At 56.4% G+C, this 19,382-nt stretch carries 26 protein-coding genes; 24 read left to right on the top strand and 2 right to left on the bottom strand.

Features of this window, described 5'->3' with window-relative positions; translation table 11 throughout:
* Positions 1 to 57: 57 nt before the first annotated feature.
* Positions 58 to 597 carry a hypothetical protein gene (locus DV532_RS29625; protein WP_056797880.1) on the bottom strand — a complete coding sequence of 180 codons (540 nt, stop codon included), beginning with the start codon at positions 595 to 597 and terminating at the stop codon, positions 58 to 60.
* A gap of 177 nt (positions 598 to 774) precedes the next feature.
* On the opposite strand from DV532_RS29625, the gene DV532_RS29620 reads away from it, so the two are divergent.
* Entirely contained in the window at positions 775 to 1,266 is a 492-nt protein-coding gene (locus DV532_RS29620) for a hypothetical protein (RefSeq protein WP_082476781.1), read from the top strand.
* Positions 1,267 to 1,426: 160 nt separating this feature from the next.
* Here the strand turns inward: DV532_RS29620 and DV532_RS29615 are convergent, their stop codons facing one another.
* Positions 1,427 to 1,855 carry a hypothetical protein gene (locus DV532_RS29615; RefSeq protein WP_120715525.1) on the bottom strand — a complete coding sequence of 143 codons (429 nt, stop codon included), beginning with the start codon at positions 1,853 to 1,855 and terminating at the stop codon, positions 1,427 to 1,429.
* Between DV532_RS29615 and DV532_RS29610 the strand changes: the two genes are divergently transcribed.
* The 23 genes from DV532_RS29610 (at position 1,826) to DV532_RS29500 (ending at position 19,382) form a co-directional block, all read left to right on the top strand.
* Positions 1,826 to 2,554 (top strand): hypothetical protein, encoded by a 729-nt coding sequence (locus tag DV532_RS29610; protein WP_120715524.1) that lies wholly within the window; start codon positions 1,826 to 1,828, stop codon positions 2,552 to 2,554. The genes DV532_RS29615 and DV532_RS29610 overlap by 30 nt on opposite strands.
* Before the next feature lie 49 nt (positions 2,555 to 2,603).
* Positions 2,604 to 3,080 carry a hypothetical protein gene (locus DV532_RS29605; RefSeq protein ID WP_056797891.1) on the top strand — a complete coding sequence of 159 codons (477 nt, stop codon included), beginning with the start codon at positions 2,604 to 2,606 and terminating at the stop codon, positions 3,078 to 3,080.
* Entirely contained in the window at positions 3,070 to 4,191 is a 1,122-nt protein-coding gene (locus tag DV532_RS29600) for a DUF475 domain-containing protein (RefSeq protein WP_236707489.1), read from the top strand. The genes DV532_RS29605 and DV532_RS29600 overlap by 11 nt, the downstream gene beginning before the upstream one ends.
* An 82-nt stretch (positions 4,192 to 4,273) precedes the next feature.
* Positions 4,274 to 4,861, top strand: a complete 588-nt coding sequence (locus DV532_RS29595) for a TerD family protein (RefSeq protein ID WP_056797896.1) — start codon at positions 4,274 to 4,276, stop codon at positions 4,859 to 4,861.
* Positions 4,862 to 4,915: 54 nt separating this feature from the next.
* Positions 4,916 to 5,479, top strand: a complete 564-nt coding sequence (locus DV532_RS29590; RefSeq protein WP_056797898.1) for a TerD family protein — start codon at positions 4,916 to 4,918, stop codon at positions 5,477 to 5,479.
* A 90-nt stretch (positions 5,480 to 5,569) separates the two neighbouring features.
* Complete coding sequence (locus DV532_RS29585; protein WP_156675882.1) at positions 5,570 to 5,920, top strand: hypothetical protein; 351 nt, start codon at positions 5,570 to 5,572, stop codon at positions 5,918 to 5,920.
* Positions 5,917 to 6,282, top strand: a complete 366-nt coding sequence (locus DV532_RS29580) for a hypothetical protein (RefSeq protein ID WP_056797902.1) — start codon at positions 5,917 to 5,919, stop codon at positions 6,280 to 6,282. Before DV532_RS29585 ends, DV532_RS29580 begins: the two co-directional genes overlap by 4 nt.
* 101 nt (positions 6,283 to 6,383) lie before the next feature.
* Complete coding sequence (locus tag DV532_RS29575; protein WP_056797905.1) at positions 6,384 to 6,740, top strand: hypothetical protein; 357 nt, start codon at positions 6,384 to 6,386, stop codon at positions 6,738 to 6,740.
* A gap of 121 nt (positions 6,741 to 6,861) precedes the next feature.
* The gene (locus tag DV532_RS29570) at positions 6,862 to 7,755 is read left to right on the top strand and encodes a hypothetical protein (RefSeq protein ID WP_056797908.1); all 894 of its coding nucleotides are present in this window, start codon (positions 6,862 to 6,864) and stop codon (positions 7,753 to 7,755) included.
* The gene (locus tag DV532_RS29565) at positions 7,739 to 8,665 is read left to right on the top strand and encodes a hypothetical protein (protein ID WP_056797912.1); all 927 of its coding nucleotides are present in this window, start codon (positions 7,739 to 7,741) and stop codon (positions 8,663 to 8,665) included. The genes DV532_RS29570 and DV532_RS29565 overlap by 17 nt, the downstream gene beginning before the upstream one ends.
* A 94-nt stretch (positions 8,666 to 8,759) precedes the next feature.
* Positions 8,760 to 9,860: an ATP-grasp domain-containing protein gene (locus DV532_RS29560; RefSeq protein ID WP_056797915.1), complete on the top strand. Its 1,101-nt coding sequence runs from the start codon at positions 8,760 to 8,762 to the stop codon at positions 9,858 to 9,860.
* Positions 9,861 to 9,865: 5 nt separating this feature from the next.
* The gene (locus tag DV532_RS29555; protein WP_056797917.1) at positions 9,866 to 11,026 is read left to right on the top strand and encodes a phosphoribosyltransferase domain-containing protein; all 1,161 of its coding nucleotides are present in this window, start codon (positions 9,866 to 9,868) and stop codon (positions 11,024 to 11,026) included.
* 98 nt (positions 11,027 to 11,124) lie between these two features.
* Complete coding sequence (locus DV532_RS29550) at positions 11,125 to 11,577, top strand: hypothetical protein (protein ID WP_120715523.1); 453 nt, start codon at positions 11,125 to 11,127, stop codon at positions 11,575 to 11,577.
* Positions 11,574 to 12,005: a hypothetical protein gene (locus DV532_RS29545; protein ID WP_120715522.1), complete on the top strand. Its 432-nt coding sequence runs from the start codon at positions 11,574 to 11,576 to the stop codon at positions 12,003 to 12,005. Before DV532_RS29550 ends, DV532_RS29545 begins: the two co-directional genes overlap by 4 nt.
* Entirely contained in the window at positions 12,005 to 13,102 is a 1,098-nt protein-coding gene (locus DV532_RS29540) for a cysteine protease StiP domain-containing protein (protein WP_056797923.1), read from the top strand. The genes DV532_RS29545 and DV532_RS29540 overlap by 1 nt, the downstream gene beginning before the upstream one ends.
* 45 nt (positions 13,103 to 13,147) lie before the next feature.
* Positions 13,148 to 14,086, top strand: coding sequence for an HpcH/HpaI aldolase/citrate lyase family protein (locus DV532_RS29535; protein ID WP_082476782.1), 939 nt, complete (start codon positions 13,148 to 13,150; stop codon positions 14,084 to 14,086).
* Positions 14,087 to 14,095: 9 nt separating this feature from the next.
* Entirely contained in the window at positions 14,096 to 14,644 is a 549-nt protein-coding gene (locus tag DV532_RS29530; RefSeq protein ID WP_056797931.1) for a hypothetical protein, read from the top strand.
* 67 nt (positions 14,645 to 14,711) lie between these two features.
* Positions 14,712 to 15,167: a hypothetical protein gene (locus tag DV532_RS29525; protein WP_056797934.1), complete on the top strand. Its 456-nt coding sequence runs from the start codon at positions 14,712 to 14,714 to the stop codon at positions 15,165 to 15,167.
* A gap of 132 nt (positions 15,168 to 15,299) precedes the next feature.
* Complete coding sequence (locus DV532_RS29520; protein ID WP_056797938.1) at positions 15,300 to 16,061, top strand: VWA domain-containing protein; 762 nt, start codon at positions 15,300 to 15,302, stop codon at positions 16,059 to 16,061.
* Between the two features lie 65 nt (positions 16,062 to 16,126).
* The gene (locus DV532_RS29515) at positions 16,127 to 16,990 is read left to right on the top strand and encodes a VWA domain-containing protein (protein WP_056797939.1); all 864 of its coding nucleotides are present in this window, start codon (positions 16,127 to 16,129) and stop codon (positions 16,988 to 16,990) included.
* A gap of 111 nt (positions 16,991 to 17,101) precedes the next feature.
* Positions 17,102 to 17,488 (top strand): hypothetical protein, encoded by a 387-nt coding sequence (locus DV532_RS29510; RefSeq protein WP_056797942.1) that lies wholly within the window; start codon positions 17,102 to 17,104, stop codon positions 17,486 to 17,488.
* Positions 17,485 to 18,060, top strand: a complete 576-nt coding sequence (locus DV532_RS29505) for a helix-turn-helix transcriptional regulator (protein WP_082476783.1) — start codon at positions 17,485 to 17,487, stop codon at positions 18,058 to 18,060. The genes DV532_RS29510 and DV532_RS29505 overlap by 4 nt, the downstream gene beginning before the upstream one ends.
* 155 nt (positions 18,061 to 18,215) lie before the next feature.
* Positions 18,216 to 19,382 carry a hypothetical protein gene (locus DV532_RS29500; protein WP_056797947.1) on the top strand — a complete coding sequence of 389 codons (1,167 nt, stop codon included), beginning with the start codon at positions 18,216 to 18,218 and terminating at the stop codon, positions 19,380 to 19,382.

Raw genomic sequence — 19,382 nt, 5'->3', positions numbered from 1 at the left:
GCACCTGGATTTGAGAGCAAAAAAAAGCCCCCGAAGGGGGCTTTCAACGCGATGTGATCAGTAGAAGCGGTCAGCGCGCTTACCCATGGTGTAAGCGAACCATTCGGTGGCAGTGATGATGGGGTTGCGAGCGTAGTCGCGTTCCACCTGGATTTCGAAGGTGCCACCCTGCTGGTTGCGGAACACGACATTCATGGTGCTGAAGCCCGTGATCTTCATGACAGCCTGGTTGCACAGCGGGTTGTGGCTGGTTTCCGGGTTGAACTGAACCGAGATGATCGCATCACTGCCTTCGCGTCGGTCATCGTAGCCCGAGACCCGGCACTGATTGAAGGTGTTCGACATCAGGTAGCGTGGTGCACCCTGGGCAACGGCTTCATCAGGCTTGGCCGAGGCGAGCTTGATCTCGAAGCGGGGGTCATGCTTGAAGATCGAGCTCCCGATGCGCAGTTCTGCCTGAACATCCAGTGGCTTGCCGTTGACCACCAGGTGGCCGACATACTTGTCATCGAAGAATTGCGCTTGGCTGGCCATCCAGACAGCAGCTACCGATGATACGGCAAGAACAAAGAGCACTGCATAACGGAAGCTGATCATGGCGGCGACTCCTGGCCTGTGTGTTGATACTGAGTATACCGACCATTGCCAAACTGTCAATATAGCGAAAACCAAAAAGATGATTTTTTCAGAGGGGCGCACGCAGCTGTGTTGCAACCGCTGAAGCAGCCTAGGCATAATTTAGATAACCAAAAATAAGAACAAGGCGAGGTTTCCGTGAGCGCGTTTATCCGCAGAATACTGATTGGGTTCCAGAAGGATCGAGAGCAGCGGCGAACCACCATGAGCATTTTTCTCAATATCTTTCTGATCTGGCTCAGAAAGTCGCTGAAGAACCTCGTCTTTTTCGGCGTTATCCTCTCCGTCACCTACTGGCTTGGCTTTCTGGTGTTCAGTTTTTCCCCGGCCATTTCGTTGAAGCTGACGATATGGGGTATCTACAGCGATGACGCCCGGCAGTTGGCAGCCATCGGTGCATTGGGCCTGCTGATTGCAGCCTTGTCGCTGTATCTCAATCGACTGCACACCCTGGGGCTATTTGTGGAAACCTACGGCGAATCCAATGCCTTCGACAGCCTGGGAGAGCGTGATTACGAGAACCTGGCCAAGCTCATCGATGCAGAAGAGATGCTGGTGGTCGAACGTGAACGGCTCATCGACCAGGCCAGGGAGCAATCGGCTGCGCCAGTAGCACCTGAAGAGCGCTAGGCACGGTCACTCCACGGTAGTCGGCCTGTCCCAGTGCAAGCATTCCAGGGCGCCTTGGGAACATCGAGGATCCACAGGTTGGGGCGGCCTGAAACCCTACCTAACTTCCGAGAAATTGCCAATCGATAATGGGTTGATCTTTCTTCTGATGATGGCAAAATCATAGGTATGCAGTGATTTTCCATAATAATAAGAAGAAGGGTAAACCCATGAGTTCGCTCAATCCTGAAGTATTGCTTCTCAAGTCGACTGGCTTGACCGAAAGGTTCAATGCCGCGATGAACACCTCACACTTGAATCCCTCACCGCCCTGATCCAGAGCAAAATTGGCCCAGTTTCCGAAATTGGCAAGCTGTATCGCTCCGGTGCGCTCGCCCTGGCAGCCGCTGCGGTTGAGCTGTTCGTTGAAAAGCGCCAGACCGCTGCGGAAGTCCTGGGGTTGAATGCCTTCAAGGACTTGCTGCGCCTGGATGTGCTGATGGATGCAATTCATCAAGACGGTGAGCGTCCGGCGTTGCACGCCTATTTCGACGTGTTGCCCCGGTACCAGAAAAGCGGCGTGGTCAACGATGACGCCCGTGAATTTCATGAGTTCGTCACTGAGTACCTGCGAGGCTTGCTCGAAGAGTTGATTCAGGATTTGAAATTCAACCACGCCGATTCAGGCGTTCACAAGCTGGCCAAGGTTGGCGAGGTGATTGCCGAAGGCCCTGGGTTTGAAGTCAAAACCTCCAAGGGGTACTCCAACTACATCGAGTACACCGAGGGCAATCAAGCCATCATGATCATCCATGATGTGCGTGAAAACCACTTCCTCCTGGTGGAACGCTACAACCCCATCGAAGGCGTGTATACCCTGGAGTTTCCCCGTGCGGGCTCATCCGCAGGCCCGGTCGCAGAGTCGAACCTGGCCGTGGCCATGCGCGACCTGACCGGACTTTCGATACGCCCCATGGAGAAAATCGGGGGCCCGCTGAAGCCGGATTCTCACATCATCAAGGGGGCCTGTGATGTGTACTACGGGAATTTCACCCTGGAGGAAAACCACACGCCGACCGACAAGAGCGTACGATCGCTCAAACGCATCACCAAGGACGGGTTGTATCAGGCCGCGTACGATGGCCGCATCGGCTGCGCGCTCACGCTGTCTGCGATTTCGATGTATCAGGCGTTCGATTCAGTGCGTAAGAAGCGTGTTGCCAATAGCCAGCGCGTGCGGGGCGGCAAGGGCGGCAAGGGCGACGCCGAAGTAGAGGTCGAGGCCGACGATGAGGTCGTCGAGGAATAAGAATTGCTTTGATGCTATATTGGCGACACCCTCTTCCCTAGGTGTCGCCATGTTCAGTTTGTCCCAAAAACTCCTTTACACATATATTGCAACACTATCGTTGGTGGCCTCGCCGCTTGCCCTCGCACAGACCCCCCAAGTGCAAACCACCAGTGCATTTATCCAGCTTCTCTCCGTGCTAGATGGCACCCAAAATGATATCGAAATTCCGGGGCTGCCCTCCCCAGGCCCGGAAATCATTGGTTTTGTGGCCAAAAACAGGCCAGACCTGGCCAGCGTGTGGATCGATGAGGGCGCAAATCTGGAGGCGCCAGGTGCGATCAACTGCACCGATGTCCCGGAGGATTTTTTGGTGGAGGAAAACCTCGGCTTTTGGTCGTATCGAGACAGCAGAACCCTGGGTTGCAGCTGGTCAGGGCAAGAATTTTCCTTAAAAATCGAGGTTTTAGTGGAAGAGCAGGGGGGTAATTCCACCTGGTTGAGCACCGATATCCAAAGCGTAAATAATTCTTTAGATGGTTATTGACAGTCTTCCAATAAACCGTATACTTCACCCCAAGTTGCCGTTTTGGCAATCAACCCTTCACCGTGCTGGAGAAAAATCAATGCGACATTTCTGGGGTACAGGTCTGGTCACGCTCATTTGCATGATCGGCGCATTCATGTACGGCGGCCCTGCCGCTGCGTTTAAGGTGATGATCCTCGGTGTCCTGGAGATCAGCGTCTCGTTTGACAACGCGGTAGTAAACGCGAAAGTCCTGAAGGACATGAGCAATTTCTGGCGAATGATGTTCCTCACGGTCGGTATCCTGGTGGCGGTGTTCCTGGTTCGCCTGATCCTGCCAGTTGGTATCGTTGCAGTCGCAGCAGACATCGGCTTCATGGATACAGCGCGAATGGTCTTCGACAACCCCGAAGAATATTCCAAGCACCTGCATGACGCTCACCTGGCCATCTCGGCATTCGGCGGCGTGTTCCTGCTGATGGTGTTCCTGGGCTTCCTGTTCAACGCTGAGAAAGAACATCACTGGCTGGGCGCCCTGGAAGCCAAATTCGGCTCGCTGGGCTCGATCGAAGGCATCAGTACCATCGTTGCGCTGGCGCTGCTGATGGGGGTTTCCACGGTGCTTGAAGGCGCGCAGTCGGCCACCTTCCTGTACTCCGGTGCGCTCGGTCTGTTCGTCTTCTTCTTGCTCGATATGCTGAAACATTGCTTCGAGAACCCCGAAGATGGCGAAGCTGTAGCAGATGTTGCCAAGAAAAGCGGTTTTATTAGCTTCATGTACCTGGAGGTACTCGATGCGTCCTTCTCGTTGGACGGTGTAATCGCCGCCTTTGCCATCACCAAGGATCCGATCGTCATCATGCTGGGCCTGGCAATCGGCGCGATGGCCGTGCGCTGCCTGACCATCTACTTGGTGAAAAAAGGCACGCTGGACGAACTGGTGTACCTGGAAGCTGGCGCGATGTACGCCATCGGCATCCTCGCCCTGATCATGCTGACCTCCGGTTTCGTGCATGTTCCTGAGGTCTTCACAGCCCTGGCGGGTGCCCTCCTGATCGGCGCGGCCATTGTTTCGAGCCTGCGCTGGAAGAAGAACAACCCGAAGGCTGCCGAAGAAGCGGTTGCAGCCTGAGTCACCGCGCCGCCCAGCAGGTGTTGGGCGGCACTGAAAAACCTGAAACTCAATATCAAGCAAAAGCGAAAGGAGTTACACCATGACTGCTACCATCAGCCTGAGCAAGGGCCAGAAGATCGACCTGACCAAGGCCAACCCGTCGCTGAAAAAGCTGAAAGTCGGCCTGCGCTGGGCCAAGCGTGCCACTGGCGGTGTCGACTTCGACCTGGACGCCAGCGCCATCCTGCTCAATGCCGAGGGCAAGGCCCTGAGTGACAAGCACTTCGTGTTCTACGGCAACCCTGTCAGCCCCGATGGCGCAGTGAAAACTCATGGTGACAACCGCCAGGGCGGTGCCGAAGGCGACGCCGAGACCATCACCATCGACCTGGACGCCGTGGCGGCGGATGTTCATCGCATCCAGTTCCAGATCACCATCCACGACGCGGCGGCCCACAACCTGACCTTCGGCCAGGTCAGCAACACCGGGGTGCGCTTCATCGACGAAGACACCGGCGAAGTCAGCCACACCTACGACCCGTCGGAAGACTACTCGACCGAAACCTGCGTCGTGCTGGTCGAGATCTATCGCCACGACGGCGGCTGGAAGATCAACACCATCAACCAGGGCTACGCCTCGGGTCTGATCGGTGTGCTGGCCCAAGCCGGTCTGACTGCCACCGCCTAACCCCCCATGCCAACGGCAGCTGGCCATGCTGGCTGCCCTCTAGAGGTAATCTCCATGTCGGTTATCAACCTGCAGAAAAATCAGCGGATCTCGCTCGAAAAACCTGATGGCACCAAATTCACCACCCTGAGCATGGGCCTGGCCTGGGACGGCGTTTCCGGCTTCCTGGGCCGCACCAGTGTTGACCTGGATGCATCCTGCCTGATGCTGAACAAGGACAAGCAGCTGGTCGATCAGGTCTGGTTCCGCCAGCTGGATAGCAAGTGTGGCAGCATTCATCACTCTGGCGACAACCGTACCGGCGAAGGCAGTGGGGATGACGAAACCATTCGCGTCAATCTGGCGACTGTGCCGGCCACCGTCGAGTACCTGGTGTTCACCGTCAACTCCTTCACCAAACAAGACTTCGAGAAGGTCGAAAACGCCAGCTGTCGCCTGTATGACGACAAAGGCACCGAGCAGGCCAAGTTCATCCTGTCTGAAAAAGGCAAGCACACCGCCATGATCATGGTTTCGGCGTATCGCCACGGCGACGGCTGGAAGGTCAAGGCGATCGGCCATGCGACCAACTGCCAGATCGCGAGCCAGCTGATGCAAGACGTCCAGAACGTCATCTGACGCTTGATCGGCTCATATGAAAAACCCGGTGCGCAATCACCGGGTTTTTTAGCAAGATCTGGAATGTTCAACCCGAGAAATAGTGCAATCATGAAAAAACTGATCAAGAAATACCCGACGCTTTTTGGGTCAGTTCTGCTGCTGGGCATTATATGTGCGGTTTACCTGGGATTGGACTCCTTGGGACTTCTGACCACCTGGGCAGTGGAGCATTTCCAGCTAGCCTTGACATTGCCTCGTGGGAAAACTCAGGCCATCAACCTGCTGTTGTACATACCTATGCGGGGCGCGGGCACCCTATTCTGGGTGGCGATCGCAGTCGTTTTTGTCGGAGCGGTGTGCGCACTCGTGATTGCACTTTCTGTGGGCATTTACCGAACGGCACAATCGCTCGGCGCGTGGCTGTACGCCAAGCAAGGTGGTAGCGGGGTAACAGGGTGAAAATCGCCAGCAATATGCAATCCTTTTTAGAGAATGATGTGATCAATTTAGTCCGTAAACATCCGGCACTGCTGGGGCTGGTTGTTCTGGTGGTGGGCGGGTTTGCGACCTACGCCGTGTGTTATGGCCTTGGCTTTGTCTGTGACTGGTTAACGAATGAACACGGTCTGACATTCGTCCGTTTTGTCAGCCAGTCACCTGGCATCAATGACTACGTTTTCAGGCCCCTGGGTGGCATGATGGTCATTTCCTCTCTTTGGCTGGCCTTCGTCATCTGCACGATCATCTATTGGATTGTTTTGGCGATCTCAACAGCCCTTGGAAACTGGTTCTTGCGCAAATACTGCCGAAACAAGTGCTAATAGCGCAAGCGCAGATAGATCGTTGCCAAAGACTGTGCGCGCATGTCGCACAAAATATGCATGCCATGCCTTCAAATCATGGCTACGTCTGGAGAAAAAACATGAAAGCTCTCATCAAACGTTACCCCACTACGTTCGGCGCTATCCTGCTCACCGGCTGTATCTGTGGAGGCTATTTACTTTGCATGGGCGCCGGTTTGACGCTCCAGTGGATTTTGCACCAAATAACCGAGGGTGGGGGAAAAATCGCCATGGAAGGTGTGTCCCATGCCATAGAAACGTTGGTTTTGGTGCCAATCATGGGAGGCATAGTGATCTTATCAACGGTTATAGTGTTCTTATTTGTCATTTTGATCTTACGAGGTGTGCTAGCCGATCTTGGCTCAATCCTTGTTGAGTTACAGCCCGTCTGCCAGAAGCTCGGCGCCTGGTTGGTGAAAAAAACTGAGATATCCTAATTTCCGTGATCTCGCCTTTTGTAGCCGATGGGTGCAAGGTGTTGGGGCGCTTTAGGGCATTAGGGTGGGCTATCTGGTAGTGGCCATGGCATTGGTCATCGGGTTTTGCCATAATTGACCCATGACACTAAAACAGGTTCTTTTCGCCGCTTTGCTGGCGTGCAGCCCGATGGCGCTGGCCCAGCCGTTGACCTACGGCTGGACAGACTTTAATGGCCAGCAGCAGACCATAACCTTCGACCTGCCCTCTAAACGGCTGGTAGAGGGCATGCTGTCGGAAAAGGATCAGGTCAGCCTGGCTGAAGTCCAGGTCAGGGCATACGACACGGCCTGGATGCTCGCCAGAGCGTCCTCAACGTCCGATATCATCTTCAGGGTAACTGGCTCAGTCGATCAATTCGATATCGCTGTGAGCGCGCCCGCAGGGCTTCTGGCGGATGCCGAGCAAGAGCGGGGCAGAATACGCACCGAAGTCGAGGTATCAATTGCCGATCCTTCGGAAAATGGGTATTTCATCTACGACGCCGGGAGCGCCGGGATACGGCCCGATTATCAGGCGATTGCACAGGACAACCAGGATGTTTTCAACACGGTTGCCAGGGCATTTCTTGCCAAATTCGGGGTCAATGAGCCCCTCCAGCTCATCAACCAGCTGCTCGCATTCCTGCAATCCATACCGTACGACGATCTGCTGACCCAGCCCTTTCCGATGTCACCGCCCATTCCCATGCTGGTGGAGCAGCGCGGCGACTGTGAAGGCAAGCAGGTGTTCTTGGTCGGCGTGCTCAGGGAGCTATTTCGCGACAGGCCCATCTACCTGATCAACCTCCCGGATCGCGAGCACATCATTGCCGGCATCGCCCTGGACATGCCTATGGACACTACCATTGAACACAAAGGGCGACACATCGTACTCATGGATGCCACCGGGCCAACACCCTATCCGCTTGGGCGCATTCCCCCTCAATTCTTGGATCTCAATGACAGGTGGGTTTGGAGTGAATTACATTTCTAAAGCGGCAGGTGCTGCGCTGATTCTGCTTTTGGCGCAGCATACCAATGCCCAGGACAACCAATTCAGCCATCAGCGCACGCCAGGCCATGAGACGTTCCGGTATCAGTGGCAAGACTATGCGCAGCAGCCGCTCCTGCTCGAATTGCAGGTTACCCCTGAATTCTCAACCATTGTGACCAAAGATCCAAAAATGAGCATTCGTGCTGACCAGCTGGGGCTGCTGATCTTCAATGAAATTACCGCGCTAGCCACGCGGCTGTCGGATGCGAATTATGCATTTACGGTCACCCAGGAGGCGGCGGGCATCAACGTCCAGGCGCAAGGTCAGGATTCAGGCGAGTTGCAAAGGCGCTTGAATGCCCTGGAACAGGCCCAACAGCATCTGGTTTCCCGCATCAAAGCCAACACCTACCTATGGATTTCTGATGACGCCGAGGTGAGCTTCAATTATCAGCAGATGGTGCATGACGCCCTGCCTCTGATCAAGCCTGTGGTGCAAAGCTGGCCCCGGCGCTATCCAGCCCCCAGAGACCAGGTCAATAGCTATCTCAGCTTCCTGCAGGCGATTCCGTACGATTCCCTGCAGCAGTCGACTGACTTCGGCGTCCTGACGCCGGCTGCCATGCTCGCGGAAAACCGGGGGGACTGTGAGACAAAACAGGTGGCCCTCGCCACCTTTCTGAAGAGCACCTACCCCAGCATGGGCATCATCCTGATCGGTACTGGTGATCACATGCTCCTGGGTGCTGAAATGGCGCCACAGGCGGGTGATATCGTGTACCCGTACAAAGGACGCCGCTTTGTGTTGATGGATGCAACAGGGCCTGCCAGGACGCCTGCCGGGCTAGTAAATGACGCGAGTCGAGCACACATGAGCACCGATCCATCGAGCATTTTCGAAATCATCTGAGTGGAACGAATAAAGCATAAATTGGCATTGCCAAAAAGACAATTTATGCCATATTCTACGGGCTTGAATTATTTCCCGTACGAGCAATCCACCAATGAAGCTGAATGTCTGGTTCAACAGCGGCGTTTCCCTCACCGCTATCATGCGTGCAATTCGCGAGCGAGAAGATCAACTGCTCGTGGAACAGCGGCTCATCAACAAGATTGTCTGCACCCACAAAAACCCCTGGTTTGTCGGGTTCCCCGAAGCCGATCATGGTGAGGCCGAGCCCGACGTCAGCGGTGAGGCGTATGTGCAGTGGGCCCTGGCCTTCGCGGCACGCCATAAAATCGATCGCCTGGTGGTGGGAGATCACTTCAAGACCCTGACCCAGGCAGAGGCACGCTTCAACGCCCTGGGTGTCCAGCTGGTCTACGGCTGTCCGGCATCCTCGTGGGATGCGATCGATGACAAGTCGGCGTTCTATGAAACACTGGCGGCGCACGGTCAGCAGCGCATGCTGCCCGCGTGGGACATTTGGAATGACGGCGACGCCAATGGCCTGGATGGCGTGGCCCAGGGCGTACTGTCGACCATGTCGGACGATCATGATCTGGATACCCCTATCTGCGTCAAGCCGGTGCGCGGGATCTATGGTCAAGGCTTCTTCCGCCTGGCCGTCACCCCCGACGCCCATCAGCAACTGTTCCATCCTGATCGTCGCATCATCAAAGCTGAGCAGTTCAGCGCGTTGGCGCACCAGAACGGCTCGCAGCACGGCCACAGCAACTGGATGGTCATGGAGTTTCTCGGCGGCCCCGAGTATTCCGTGGACTGCCTGGCCTGGGACGGCAAGCTGGTGACGGCAGTGGCCCGTGAAAAACAGGGGGGTAACCGGGGGCAAGTCATCGTTCAGGACGAAATCCTGCTGGACTACTGCCGCACCCTGGTTGACGTGTTCAAACTCAAAGGTGTTTTCAATGCCCAGTTCCTGCGCAACAAGCAGGGTGAGCTGAAGGTGTTGGAAATCAACCCTCGCTTCTCCGGTGGCACCGGCATGAGCGTGCGTGCCGGCGTAAACCTGCCCTGGTGGTGGTTGAAGCTGACTGCGGGCGGCAGTGCTGACAAAGTTCCCGCGCCTGTGATCGGTACGCGTGTACATGCCTCGATCATCCATGTTCCCCTGCGTCGCTTCCCCTCTCTGGTAGAAGGATAACCACCATGCTCGCCCCAGTATCGGCACAACAGGATCAAGCGTCCTTTCAACTGGAGCTTCCCACCGGGAGCCTCACCATCCACGTCAGTGAAAGCCCCTGGTCATTTGAAAAGTGCATGGGGGTAGGCGCCAGGATCAATCCCAAGCGCGGCTTCCTGTTCGTCAGCAAGCTGCTGGGCAAACATATCCCCACCCGCCCAGCGCTGATTCGCGAGGCGCATGAGGCCTTGGTGGATCAGTTGCAGGCGCACATCGAACCAGGCGCGCCCACGGTGTTCGCCGCCATGGCGGAGACTGCCACGGGCTTGGGCCACGGCGTCTACGAAGCGGCGCTTGAGCGCCTGGGGCGCGACAACCCGTGGGTGTTCCTCACGTCGACGCGCTATGACATGGGCCCTGCGCCGCGCATCGAGTTCCGCGAGGAACATTCACACGCTGCTGAGCAGTGGATGTACCTGCCGCAGGGCGAGCAGCTCGATCTGTTCCAACAGGCCAAAACTCTGGTATTGATCGACGATGAAGTCTCGACAGGTCGCACGTTCTTGAACCTTGAGCAGTCGATCCGCACCCGAATGCCAAACCTGGAGCGGGTTGTCTGGGTGACGCTGACCTGCCTGTCCAAAGAAACCCTTCGGCCCTGCTGCTACCTGCTCAAAGGCTCGTTCGAGTTCCAGGCAAAGCCACTGACGCTCGTACCTCCCGTGTCTTCTGGTGTGCCGATGCTGGCATCCGACAAGCTCAGTGACCAGTGGGGCAGGATGGGTCTGCAGGGCTTGATGCAGGCACCTGCATCCTTTAAAGATAAATTGGATATGCTGGCCCTGGGCAACGATGCGACCAAGCCGATCCTGGTGCTGGGCCAAGGTGAGTTCATGCACGCCTCCTACCTGGTGGCTCGCGAGCTGGAGCGGCGTGGCGCGACCTGCTTCGTGCAATCGACGACCCGCTCTCCCGTAATGGTCTACGGTGCGATCGAGCATGCGCTCAGCGTTCCAGACCCCCTGGGTGATGGCGTTGCCCACTTTCTCTACAACCTGGCGCCAGGCACCTACGGGGCCATCATCGTGTTGTGTGAACGTGATCTCGATGAGCGCATCATCGAATTTTGCGCTCAATTGGATGGCGCCATCCCAATCTCAATGAAAGAATGGGCATGTTTGTCATAACCTGTGACAGGTTGGCAATTATTAACGCGCCGATTTAATTCGGCGGCGTTGACACTTTGTCAATTAAGCCATATATTGAGGAAAAGAGGGTTTCCACCATGCTCAATGCCACTCCTACATTCGTTTATTATTCCGACCTGGATCACACCTTGTTTCAGAGTCTCAAATCCGACCCTGCCGGCATCCACCCGATGACCGAAGACAGCAAAGGTGCACACCAGGGCTATGCCAGGCCTGATCAACAGCACCTGTTCAACCTGATGGCTGGCAACGGTTATGTCATTCCAGTGACTGCGCGTTCTCACGAGCAAATGGAGCGGGTGACAGGCTGGGTGACCGGTCGCGAATACGACTTGGCCCTGACTGACCTGGGTGCCACGTTGCTGGTGCGAGACAACAACGGCGACGCGCAATGGCATGCGGTCGAGCGCTGGCAGGATGAGTACCTGTCCCAGGTGCAGGCCAATATTCGCCGCCTGACCAAGGATTATGAGCAGATCGAAAGCCGGCTGCGTGATGCAGACTGCTCGATTCGATTCGCATCGACATGATCCAGTTGGGCAAGCTGCACCTGCCGCTCTACATCGTCCTCTCCGTCACGCACGATGATCCGGAGCGGGTGAAAGAGCTTCAGCAGATTTGCCGCGTGCGCTTTGCTGAGCCGATTGCGCGTATGGCAGGTGCTTACGTGCTGCATGAAACGGCGGACTCGGTGTGTTTGTGGCCGACGTTTGTGTCCAAAGGCAAAGCGGTCAAGCGCCTGCAGCAAGCCTTGGTCGACGGACTGGGCGACAGCCGCTTTGATCGTGCACGTGATTTTCTGGACATCCAGAATCCAGTGAACGTGTGCATCGGCGACTCGATCACCGACCTCGAATTCATGCAGAACGGCCACTTCATGATGGCCCCGACTCAAAGCCCTATTGCCCTGTCTGCCTTCGAGACGGCGCGCAAGGAAATGGACAAGGAGACACTCTGATGCTGCAGCATTCTTACGAAAAAGACGACGTGCAGGTGCTGCTGCACCCTGTGGAACCTGTTTTCCTGTCCGTCGAGGAAAAGGAAGCGGCCATCCAGTCGGGCACGCACTACAGCGAAATGCTTTCTCGTGAGAAAGAGCCGGGCGGCGCCTACCTGGAGCTGTTTGATAAGCAAGTCGCCGACTTTGGCCAGGCGCTAGCCGGCCAGCTGCTTGACCTGGCGGGCATGATCGCCGCGTCGCGCAAGCGTCCCGTGCTGGTGTCCCTGGTGCGCGGGGGAACCCCGGTGGGCGTAGTGCTCAAGCGCATTCTGAATCACTACGGCTATCAGGCCCCGCACTTTGCCGTGTCCATTGTGCGTGACCGTGGCCTGGACAGCGTGGCCATCGATCACATCATGGCCTTGGGGCACGCGCCTGAAGACCTCGTGTTTGTCGATGGGTGGACGGGAAAGGGCGTGATCCGCCGCGAACTGTCGGCGTCGATTGTAGCGCTGCAAGACCGCTACCCCGGAATCAAGGATGAGCTGTTTGTCCTGAGCGACATTGCGGGCGTGGCCAACTTTGCTGCCACCCGCCTGGATTCCCTGGTGCCCACCTGCCTGCTCAATGCCCCGATTTCCGGGCTGATCTCGCGGTCGGTGTATCGCCAGGAAAACAACGTCCCGCAAATGCATGGGGGCGTTTACCTGGCTGACCTGGCTGAGCACGATCGGAGCCTGAGTTTCGTCAATCACATGATGGGGCTGGTCGATCAACTGATTCATGACAACCCGTTGGATTTGCGCCAGATTGGCCTGGACGCGTTCGAAAAAGTGCGTGCGCCGTCCATCGTGGCGGAAGAAATGCACAAGCTGCTGCGCACGATCAGCCACCTTGAGCATGCCGTGGATCGCAACAAGATCAAACCGGGTCTTGGTGAAGCGAGCCGCGTGCTGCTGCGGCGCATGCCGGAAGCGCTCATTGTGCGGGATCCCTCGGAGCCTGCGGTAGCTCATCTGCTGATGCTTGCCAAAGCGCGAAACGTGCGCGTGCGCGTGTTGCCGGAAATGAAAATCCAGGCGGTTGCGCTGATCAAAGAACTGAACAACGAATAAACCTCAGGGCCCACGAGCGACCCCCCATTCCGAGAGACCCATTCCATGAACGAGCTTACATTCAGGGAGCGCCAGGCGCTCTCTCTGGGCGCTACGATGTACGTGCCTGGCACCCATCCTGACCTCAAGGCCATTGTCGCCACCGCCAAGACCGGTGCCCGCTCGTTGGTGATTTGCACTGAAGATGCGGTGGCCGAGCACGATGTCGTCCGCGCTCTGGACAATATTCGCGAAGCCCTGATGTCTATGCGAACCTTCGAAGAAGACGGCGTCCAGATTTTCATTCGGCCACGCAACACCCAAGTGCTGAAAACGCTCCTGGAGTTCAAGTCGATCGAGCGCGCCTCGGGTTTTGTACTACCCAAGTTCGAGATGGGCAACATCGGCCAATGGTCTGATGCGATGGAGGGCGCGGATCCGCTACTGGGCGTGATGCCCACGCTGGAAACGGCGGAAGTCTTCAACGCCGAGGCGATGAAGCTCCTGGGCATGCTGCTGAAGAAGGGGGCTCTGTCGAGCCGGGTGATTGCCTTGCGCATCGGCGGCAACGACCTGCTCAACTGCCTGGGCCTACGCCGCCCCCGCAACACCACGATCTACACTACGCCGCTTGGCGCCACGATTGCCAACCTGGTCACGGTGTTCCGTCCGCTGGGCTTCATGCTCACCGCGCCTGTGTTCGAGCATTTCACCGACACCGACATGCTAAAGGCGGAAGTGTCACTCGACCGCTCGCACGGGTTGATCGGCAAAACCGCAATTCACCCGGATCAGCTTGACGTGATCGAGCGTGCGCTGATGCCGACCGACATGGAAATCGAAGAAGCCGAGGCCATTCTGGCCAAAGATGCACCGGCTGTGTTCAAGTTCAATGGCAGCATGTGCGAGCCGGCGACGCATCATCACTGGGCCAAGATGATTCAGTTCATTGCGCAGAGAAAGCCGTGCACTGTTCAGAGCATTCTGAAATCCCATGCTGCCTGAGGACAGATCATGAAATCCAGATTCGACCAGATTCTTTCCACGTCACTGACGCTGGCTCGGCAGGTGCTGCCGGCAGTGGTCAGCAAGCCCAAGCGGCATGCCAACGCGCTGATCGCAGCGGCAGCCGTGCTTGCCGGCGCAGCTCCCCGCATGACGGTACAGCAATCCCAACTGATTGATCAGCTCTTCCACAGCAATCCGGTTTTTGCAGCGAGTTACGGTAATATTGAAAATTGCTACGCGCTGCTTTACCGGCAGATGGAGCCACTGAAACAGCTGTATCAACAGATGCGAGAGCAACAGTACCCGACATGGCAGAACAGCGAGTCCGGTAACCGGGAGATCGAGATCCTTCGACTGGTTACTGTGGTGGCCGAGAACATCGACCAGGAACGTGTTCAGGAGTTGTTGGATTTCGGCAGTAACATGCTACACGCCACTGACACCGACAAGGGGCACGCCGAGGCCGTTGGGAAGGCGCTTAGCCAGCTTCGGGCAAAGCTCGGCACCGCCAGCAGCATGGGCCCGAACGAGCAAGGGTTGCCAGGGCAGGACTAATGCCAAGTCCAGTATCGACGCTTTCTACTTCCACCTGCCAATTCATCACTGAGTAAGGAGTTTCACAATGGGTTTTCTTTCCAACCTGGGCAAGAACCTTGCCGAACAAGCCAAGCGTTTTGCACCGGCAGCCCTGTCGCCTGAGAAGCGTTTTGCCAGAGGGCTGATCACCATTTCCGCCCTTATGACTATGGCTGACGGTTCTGCCGAGGACAGTGAGGTCGAGAAGTCCAGTCAGATCATTGCTGGCCACCGCAGCATCCAGCAGCACCTGACGCCGGCTGATGCACATGAAATGTACGGCGTGATCATCGGCGAGCTGCAGAAGGCCTACACCAACTCGACCTCGCGCTTGCTGGAAGTCAACAAGCGCATCGCGGAAATTGCCGATTCGGTGAAAGAGCCGCATTGGCGCCGTGAGCTGATCGAGTTTGCCGGGATCATGGCCACCAGCAACTCCCGTGGCGTGGCTGGCGACGATGAGCGTGCGCTGCAGAAAAAGCTGAGCGAAGCCCTGGTCTGACAGGGTAGCCATTGCAGCATCACCTAAGCGCGAGGCTGGGGCTTGAAAATCTGTGCTTCAGGCATAAGTATGGCTTCGCTTACGGTTTATTGATTAATTGAGGGCTCAGGCCCCAGACCAAGGAAATTACCCATGGGCGTTATCAGTCTGCAAAAGCTTGAACAGCAAGCACCCGAGATGGTCGATCTGTTCAAGAAAACCTCCATCTGCCTGGACAAGGTGAACCTGCGTGATCACCGCGCCCAGGTTGCCCTCGTCCTGGACATCTCGGGCTCCATGTCTGGCCTGTATCAGTCCGGCAAAGTCCAGGAACTGGTGAAGAAGGTGCTGGCCCTGGGCCTGCAATTCGATCTGGATGGATCGATCGACGTTTTTGCCTTCGGTAACTACGCCTACGAGGTCGGCACCTTTACCCTGGAAAATTACAAATCGTGTTGCCAGACGGTGCTCAGTCGTCATCCGCTGGAAGGCGGCACCCGCTATGCCCAAGCGCTGCGCCTGATTCATGACAAGTACCGTGACAGCACCGACCCCGTGTATGTGGCGTTCTTCACGGACGGTGAGACCAGCGAACCGGAGCTGGCTGAGCGCGAAATTATCGCCATGTCCAACGCCAGAATATTCACGTCCTTCGTGGCCATTGGGCAAGATATCATGCCCGGCGAGGCGAGTGCGAAAAAGAAAAAAGGGTTCTTCGGTGGTCTTTTCTCTGGTTTCGAAACCGACTTCAAGTTCCTGGCCAAACTCGACACCCTGCCAGGCCGCACCGTTGACAACGCCGGGTTTTTCGCCGTGGCCGATCCAGCCGCCATCGACGATGACAAGCTCTTTAGCCTGCTTATGAGCGAATACCCACACTGGCTCGTTGCGGCAAAGCAGGCTCGCATCCTTTAAATCCGCTGGCCGGGGTTCCCGGCCTTGCTGACCAGCCCTGGACGACCGGGGCCATGGAGTGAAATATGGCTGCTATCAGCTTGGAAAAAGTAGAACGCGAAGCGCCTGAACTCGTGGATCTCTACAAGAAGACCGCCTTGTCCCTGGACAAGATCCAGATGCGCGACCACGTGGCTCGGGTTTGCCTTGTATTGGATATCAGCGCCAGCATGTCTGATCTTTACGATTCCGGCAAGATCGACGAACTTGTGAAGAAAGTGATGGCACTTGGCCTCCAGTTCGATGACGATGGGCAGGTCGACTGTCTCGCTTTTGGGGTGCATTGTTACGACGTCGGCTCATTCGGCATGACTCGCGGCTCTGACGCCCAAGATTACCGAAATTGCGTGAAAACGATACGCGCCCGTCACAAGCTGGAGGGTGGCACCGAATACCTCAAGGCACTGAACATGCTCAGCCAGAAATACGCTGACAGTGACCAGCCGGTATATGTGATGTTCGTGACGGACGGTGAAACGCAAGACGCCAGCGCGGTTGAGCGAAAGATCAAGTCCATGTCCAATGAGCCAATATTCCTGCAATTCATGGCCTTGGGAGCTGATTATCTGCCTGAGATCAATGCTACCGCCTTTGATCAGCAGGTTCCAGCAGCGCCCTCGGCAAAGAAAGGGTTCTTTGCCAGGTTGTTTGGTCTCGACGACCAGCCTGCCAGCCGTCCTGCCCCGGTTGCGCGATCGCACCGGGCAGCCAGCAGCGGTTTCGGCTTCCTCATGGGGCTCGACGAAATGGAGGGAAGAACCGTAGACAACGCCGGTTTCTTCGCGGTCAAAGACCCTGCCAAAGTCGACGATGACTTGCTCTATTCCATGCTTATGAATGAGTATCCGAGCTGGATTCCAGAGGCGAAGAAAGCCGGCATTCTGCGCTGATTCACCCAACCCCAGGACGTAAGCCTGGGGTTTTTCATTTCGATTAAGTTATAAATTGACACATTGCCAGTTTGTCGATATATTCGGGGTATTGCCAATAGGAGAGTTTCCGTGACTGAATCCGTGTATGCCCTCATTGTTCTTGCACTCAGTATCGGGCTGGGTTACCTCGTCTTCCGGGTCAAACGCAGCAAGCCCGCCGATGCACGCGCTATCGCCCTGGGTGTTTCTGCCGGCGCCGGGGTAGCGGTTCTGGCCTTTTTCCTGTGGGTGGGTGTTCTGGAAAACATTGCTGCTCGCAAATGGGGCGGCACCATGACCATCAGCCTGCCAGCCGGCGCACGCCTGATGAACATGACCTGGAAGGAAGACTCGGTCTGGTACCTCTACCACGACCCGGTTTCCGGCAACTGCTACTTTAAGGAAGACTCCAGGCACGGCCTGATCGAAGGCGGTGTCGTTGTAAAATCCTGCAATCCGGTGGGCCTTGAAAAATGACAACACAATCGCTCGGCCAAGCCATCGATTCAATCTGGATCCGGCTGCCAAAAGATCACGCGCTCCACAAGATTCGTCCGCAATCGCTGCCATCGCCCCATGAACACTACCTGATGGCCGGCAAGACCATTCTGGCGCTGTGCGAGGAGGAGGGGGTTGTCGCCTATGCCCCGCTCCCCAAAACTGCAGACCATGAAGCCTGGTTGCGTTTGGTTGCCGCCTGGTCACTGTGGAATCGTGATCACAAGGTGCATGAAAGCCGCGCCAACGTGGCCCAAAAGCTGGACATCGATCCGTCAAACCTGACCAACTTCCTCAATGGCAAGCGGGCCTTGACCCAGAAGGCGTTGCTGGCGCTGTCCAATTTCCTGGGCGTTCAGCCTTACGACATACGCCCTGAGCTTGGCGCCATTTCGGCAGGGTCGGCGCAGCGCAAGAGCATCAAGTACCTCCGCACCGTCAAGAATGGCCTGCAGGATATCGAGCAGGACATCCTGGCCCTCCAGGCCTCCGGGGTTCCGGTGGAAAGCCTGGTGAGAAAGGTCGGTTGCGTGATCAGTTCGCTTGGCTAGTGGACAGGGGTGAATGGGAGCTTGTGGCTTCTAGCACCCCATAGCGTCCCACCAGCGGCTGAGCCTCGCGTAGACCCTGTACGGTATGGGTTGTCGGTTTAATCAGGCCAGAATGCGCTACAGAGCCCTGCTGGCCCATTCAAGAAGACTTGCTCATGACTCCAAGCGAATCGTTTCCTGCAGGGTACTTGGCCGCCTTGGAGGCCGTTTCAGCTGGCAATGTCTTTGATGCTCACTTCCACCTGCAATCAGTTGATCGATCCGTTCGGCCAGAATGGCGGCCAGGCGATGCGCTTGTCGACGAACTCGATGCTGCGGTGCGAAAACTTTGTCTGCAAACCCCGCCCCCGATCACCCTGCTGATTGATCTGTTGAGCCTTGCTCCCGGTGGGTATTGCCGAGTCTCCAGTGATACCGAAGACCTGGTCGTCAAGACACTGATGCTCCACGATCTGGACGAGGAGGGGGCTGGAGCGATGGCCCGCCTCGCCAACCACTGCATCGCCGACTATACGCGCCTCAAGCTTGCTCCCAGGCTCTCCTTGGTGGCCTCCCTCTGCTTCTCCTTTGCAAACCCGCCCTCCAATGGCCCTGGCGTCGATCTGGAGCATTTTGGCGCGTACCTGGCCAACAATACTCAAACGGACTTTCTCAGCAATCTGGCCTGGTTGCTGATGCCGGTGGTTGTCCTGGCAGAGGAGGGCAGGCTCGATGCCGAAGGCATATCCAGAATCGAGCAGAAAATTACCCGCCCTCTGTACAGCATTTGTTGCCGTCTTGCAGCGAATCGGGGAATGATCAGTAGCGGTGAATTCTTCGAAAATTTAGCGTGGTTCGTCACCACACGCCTGGAGGATTTGCCCTCCATTTGCACAGACATCAGCTTCTTCAACCCTCACAAGGTGGCGATGCTGGTTGCCTGTGCCTGGGAGAGGCCAGTCAAATCGTATCAAAACCAGCTCAAGGGCGTGCGCAGCGAAGATAAAGGAATCAGGTTGCGTTCATGCGCTGTGACAGTGGACTATGTAAGTACACACTTGGATTTAGCGCAGGTCAACCGTAGCGTCACTCATTTGTTTGCCGGCTTGCTAGCTCAGTATGGCCACCTGCTTCAATATGGCCGATCTTCAAGCTATGAGCTTTTGATCGAGGTGCTAAACAGCCTGTTTAGCGTCGTGGATCTGGAATTGTGCCAGGAGTTGCTGAAACGTCACAATGGCGTTTACTTGAGCCTCTACCTGCGTGATTTCAACCCCAAATCGCTGAATGATCTGTCAGAATCCAACATAACAGAGCTCCTTGAGCACGATTTAGGGTTTTAG

The sequence above is a fragment of the Pseudomonas sp. Leaf58 genome, assembly GCF_003627215.1.
Classification (GTDB): Bacteria; Pseudomonadota; Gammaproteobacteria; order Pseudomonadales; family Pseudomonadaceae; genus Aquipseudomonas.
This window is presented reverse-complemented; position numbering and strand designations above follow the sequence as displayed.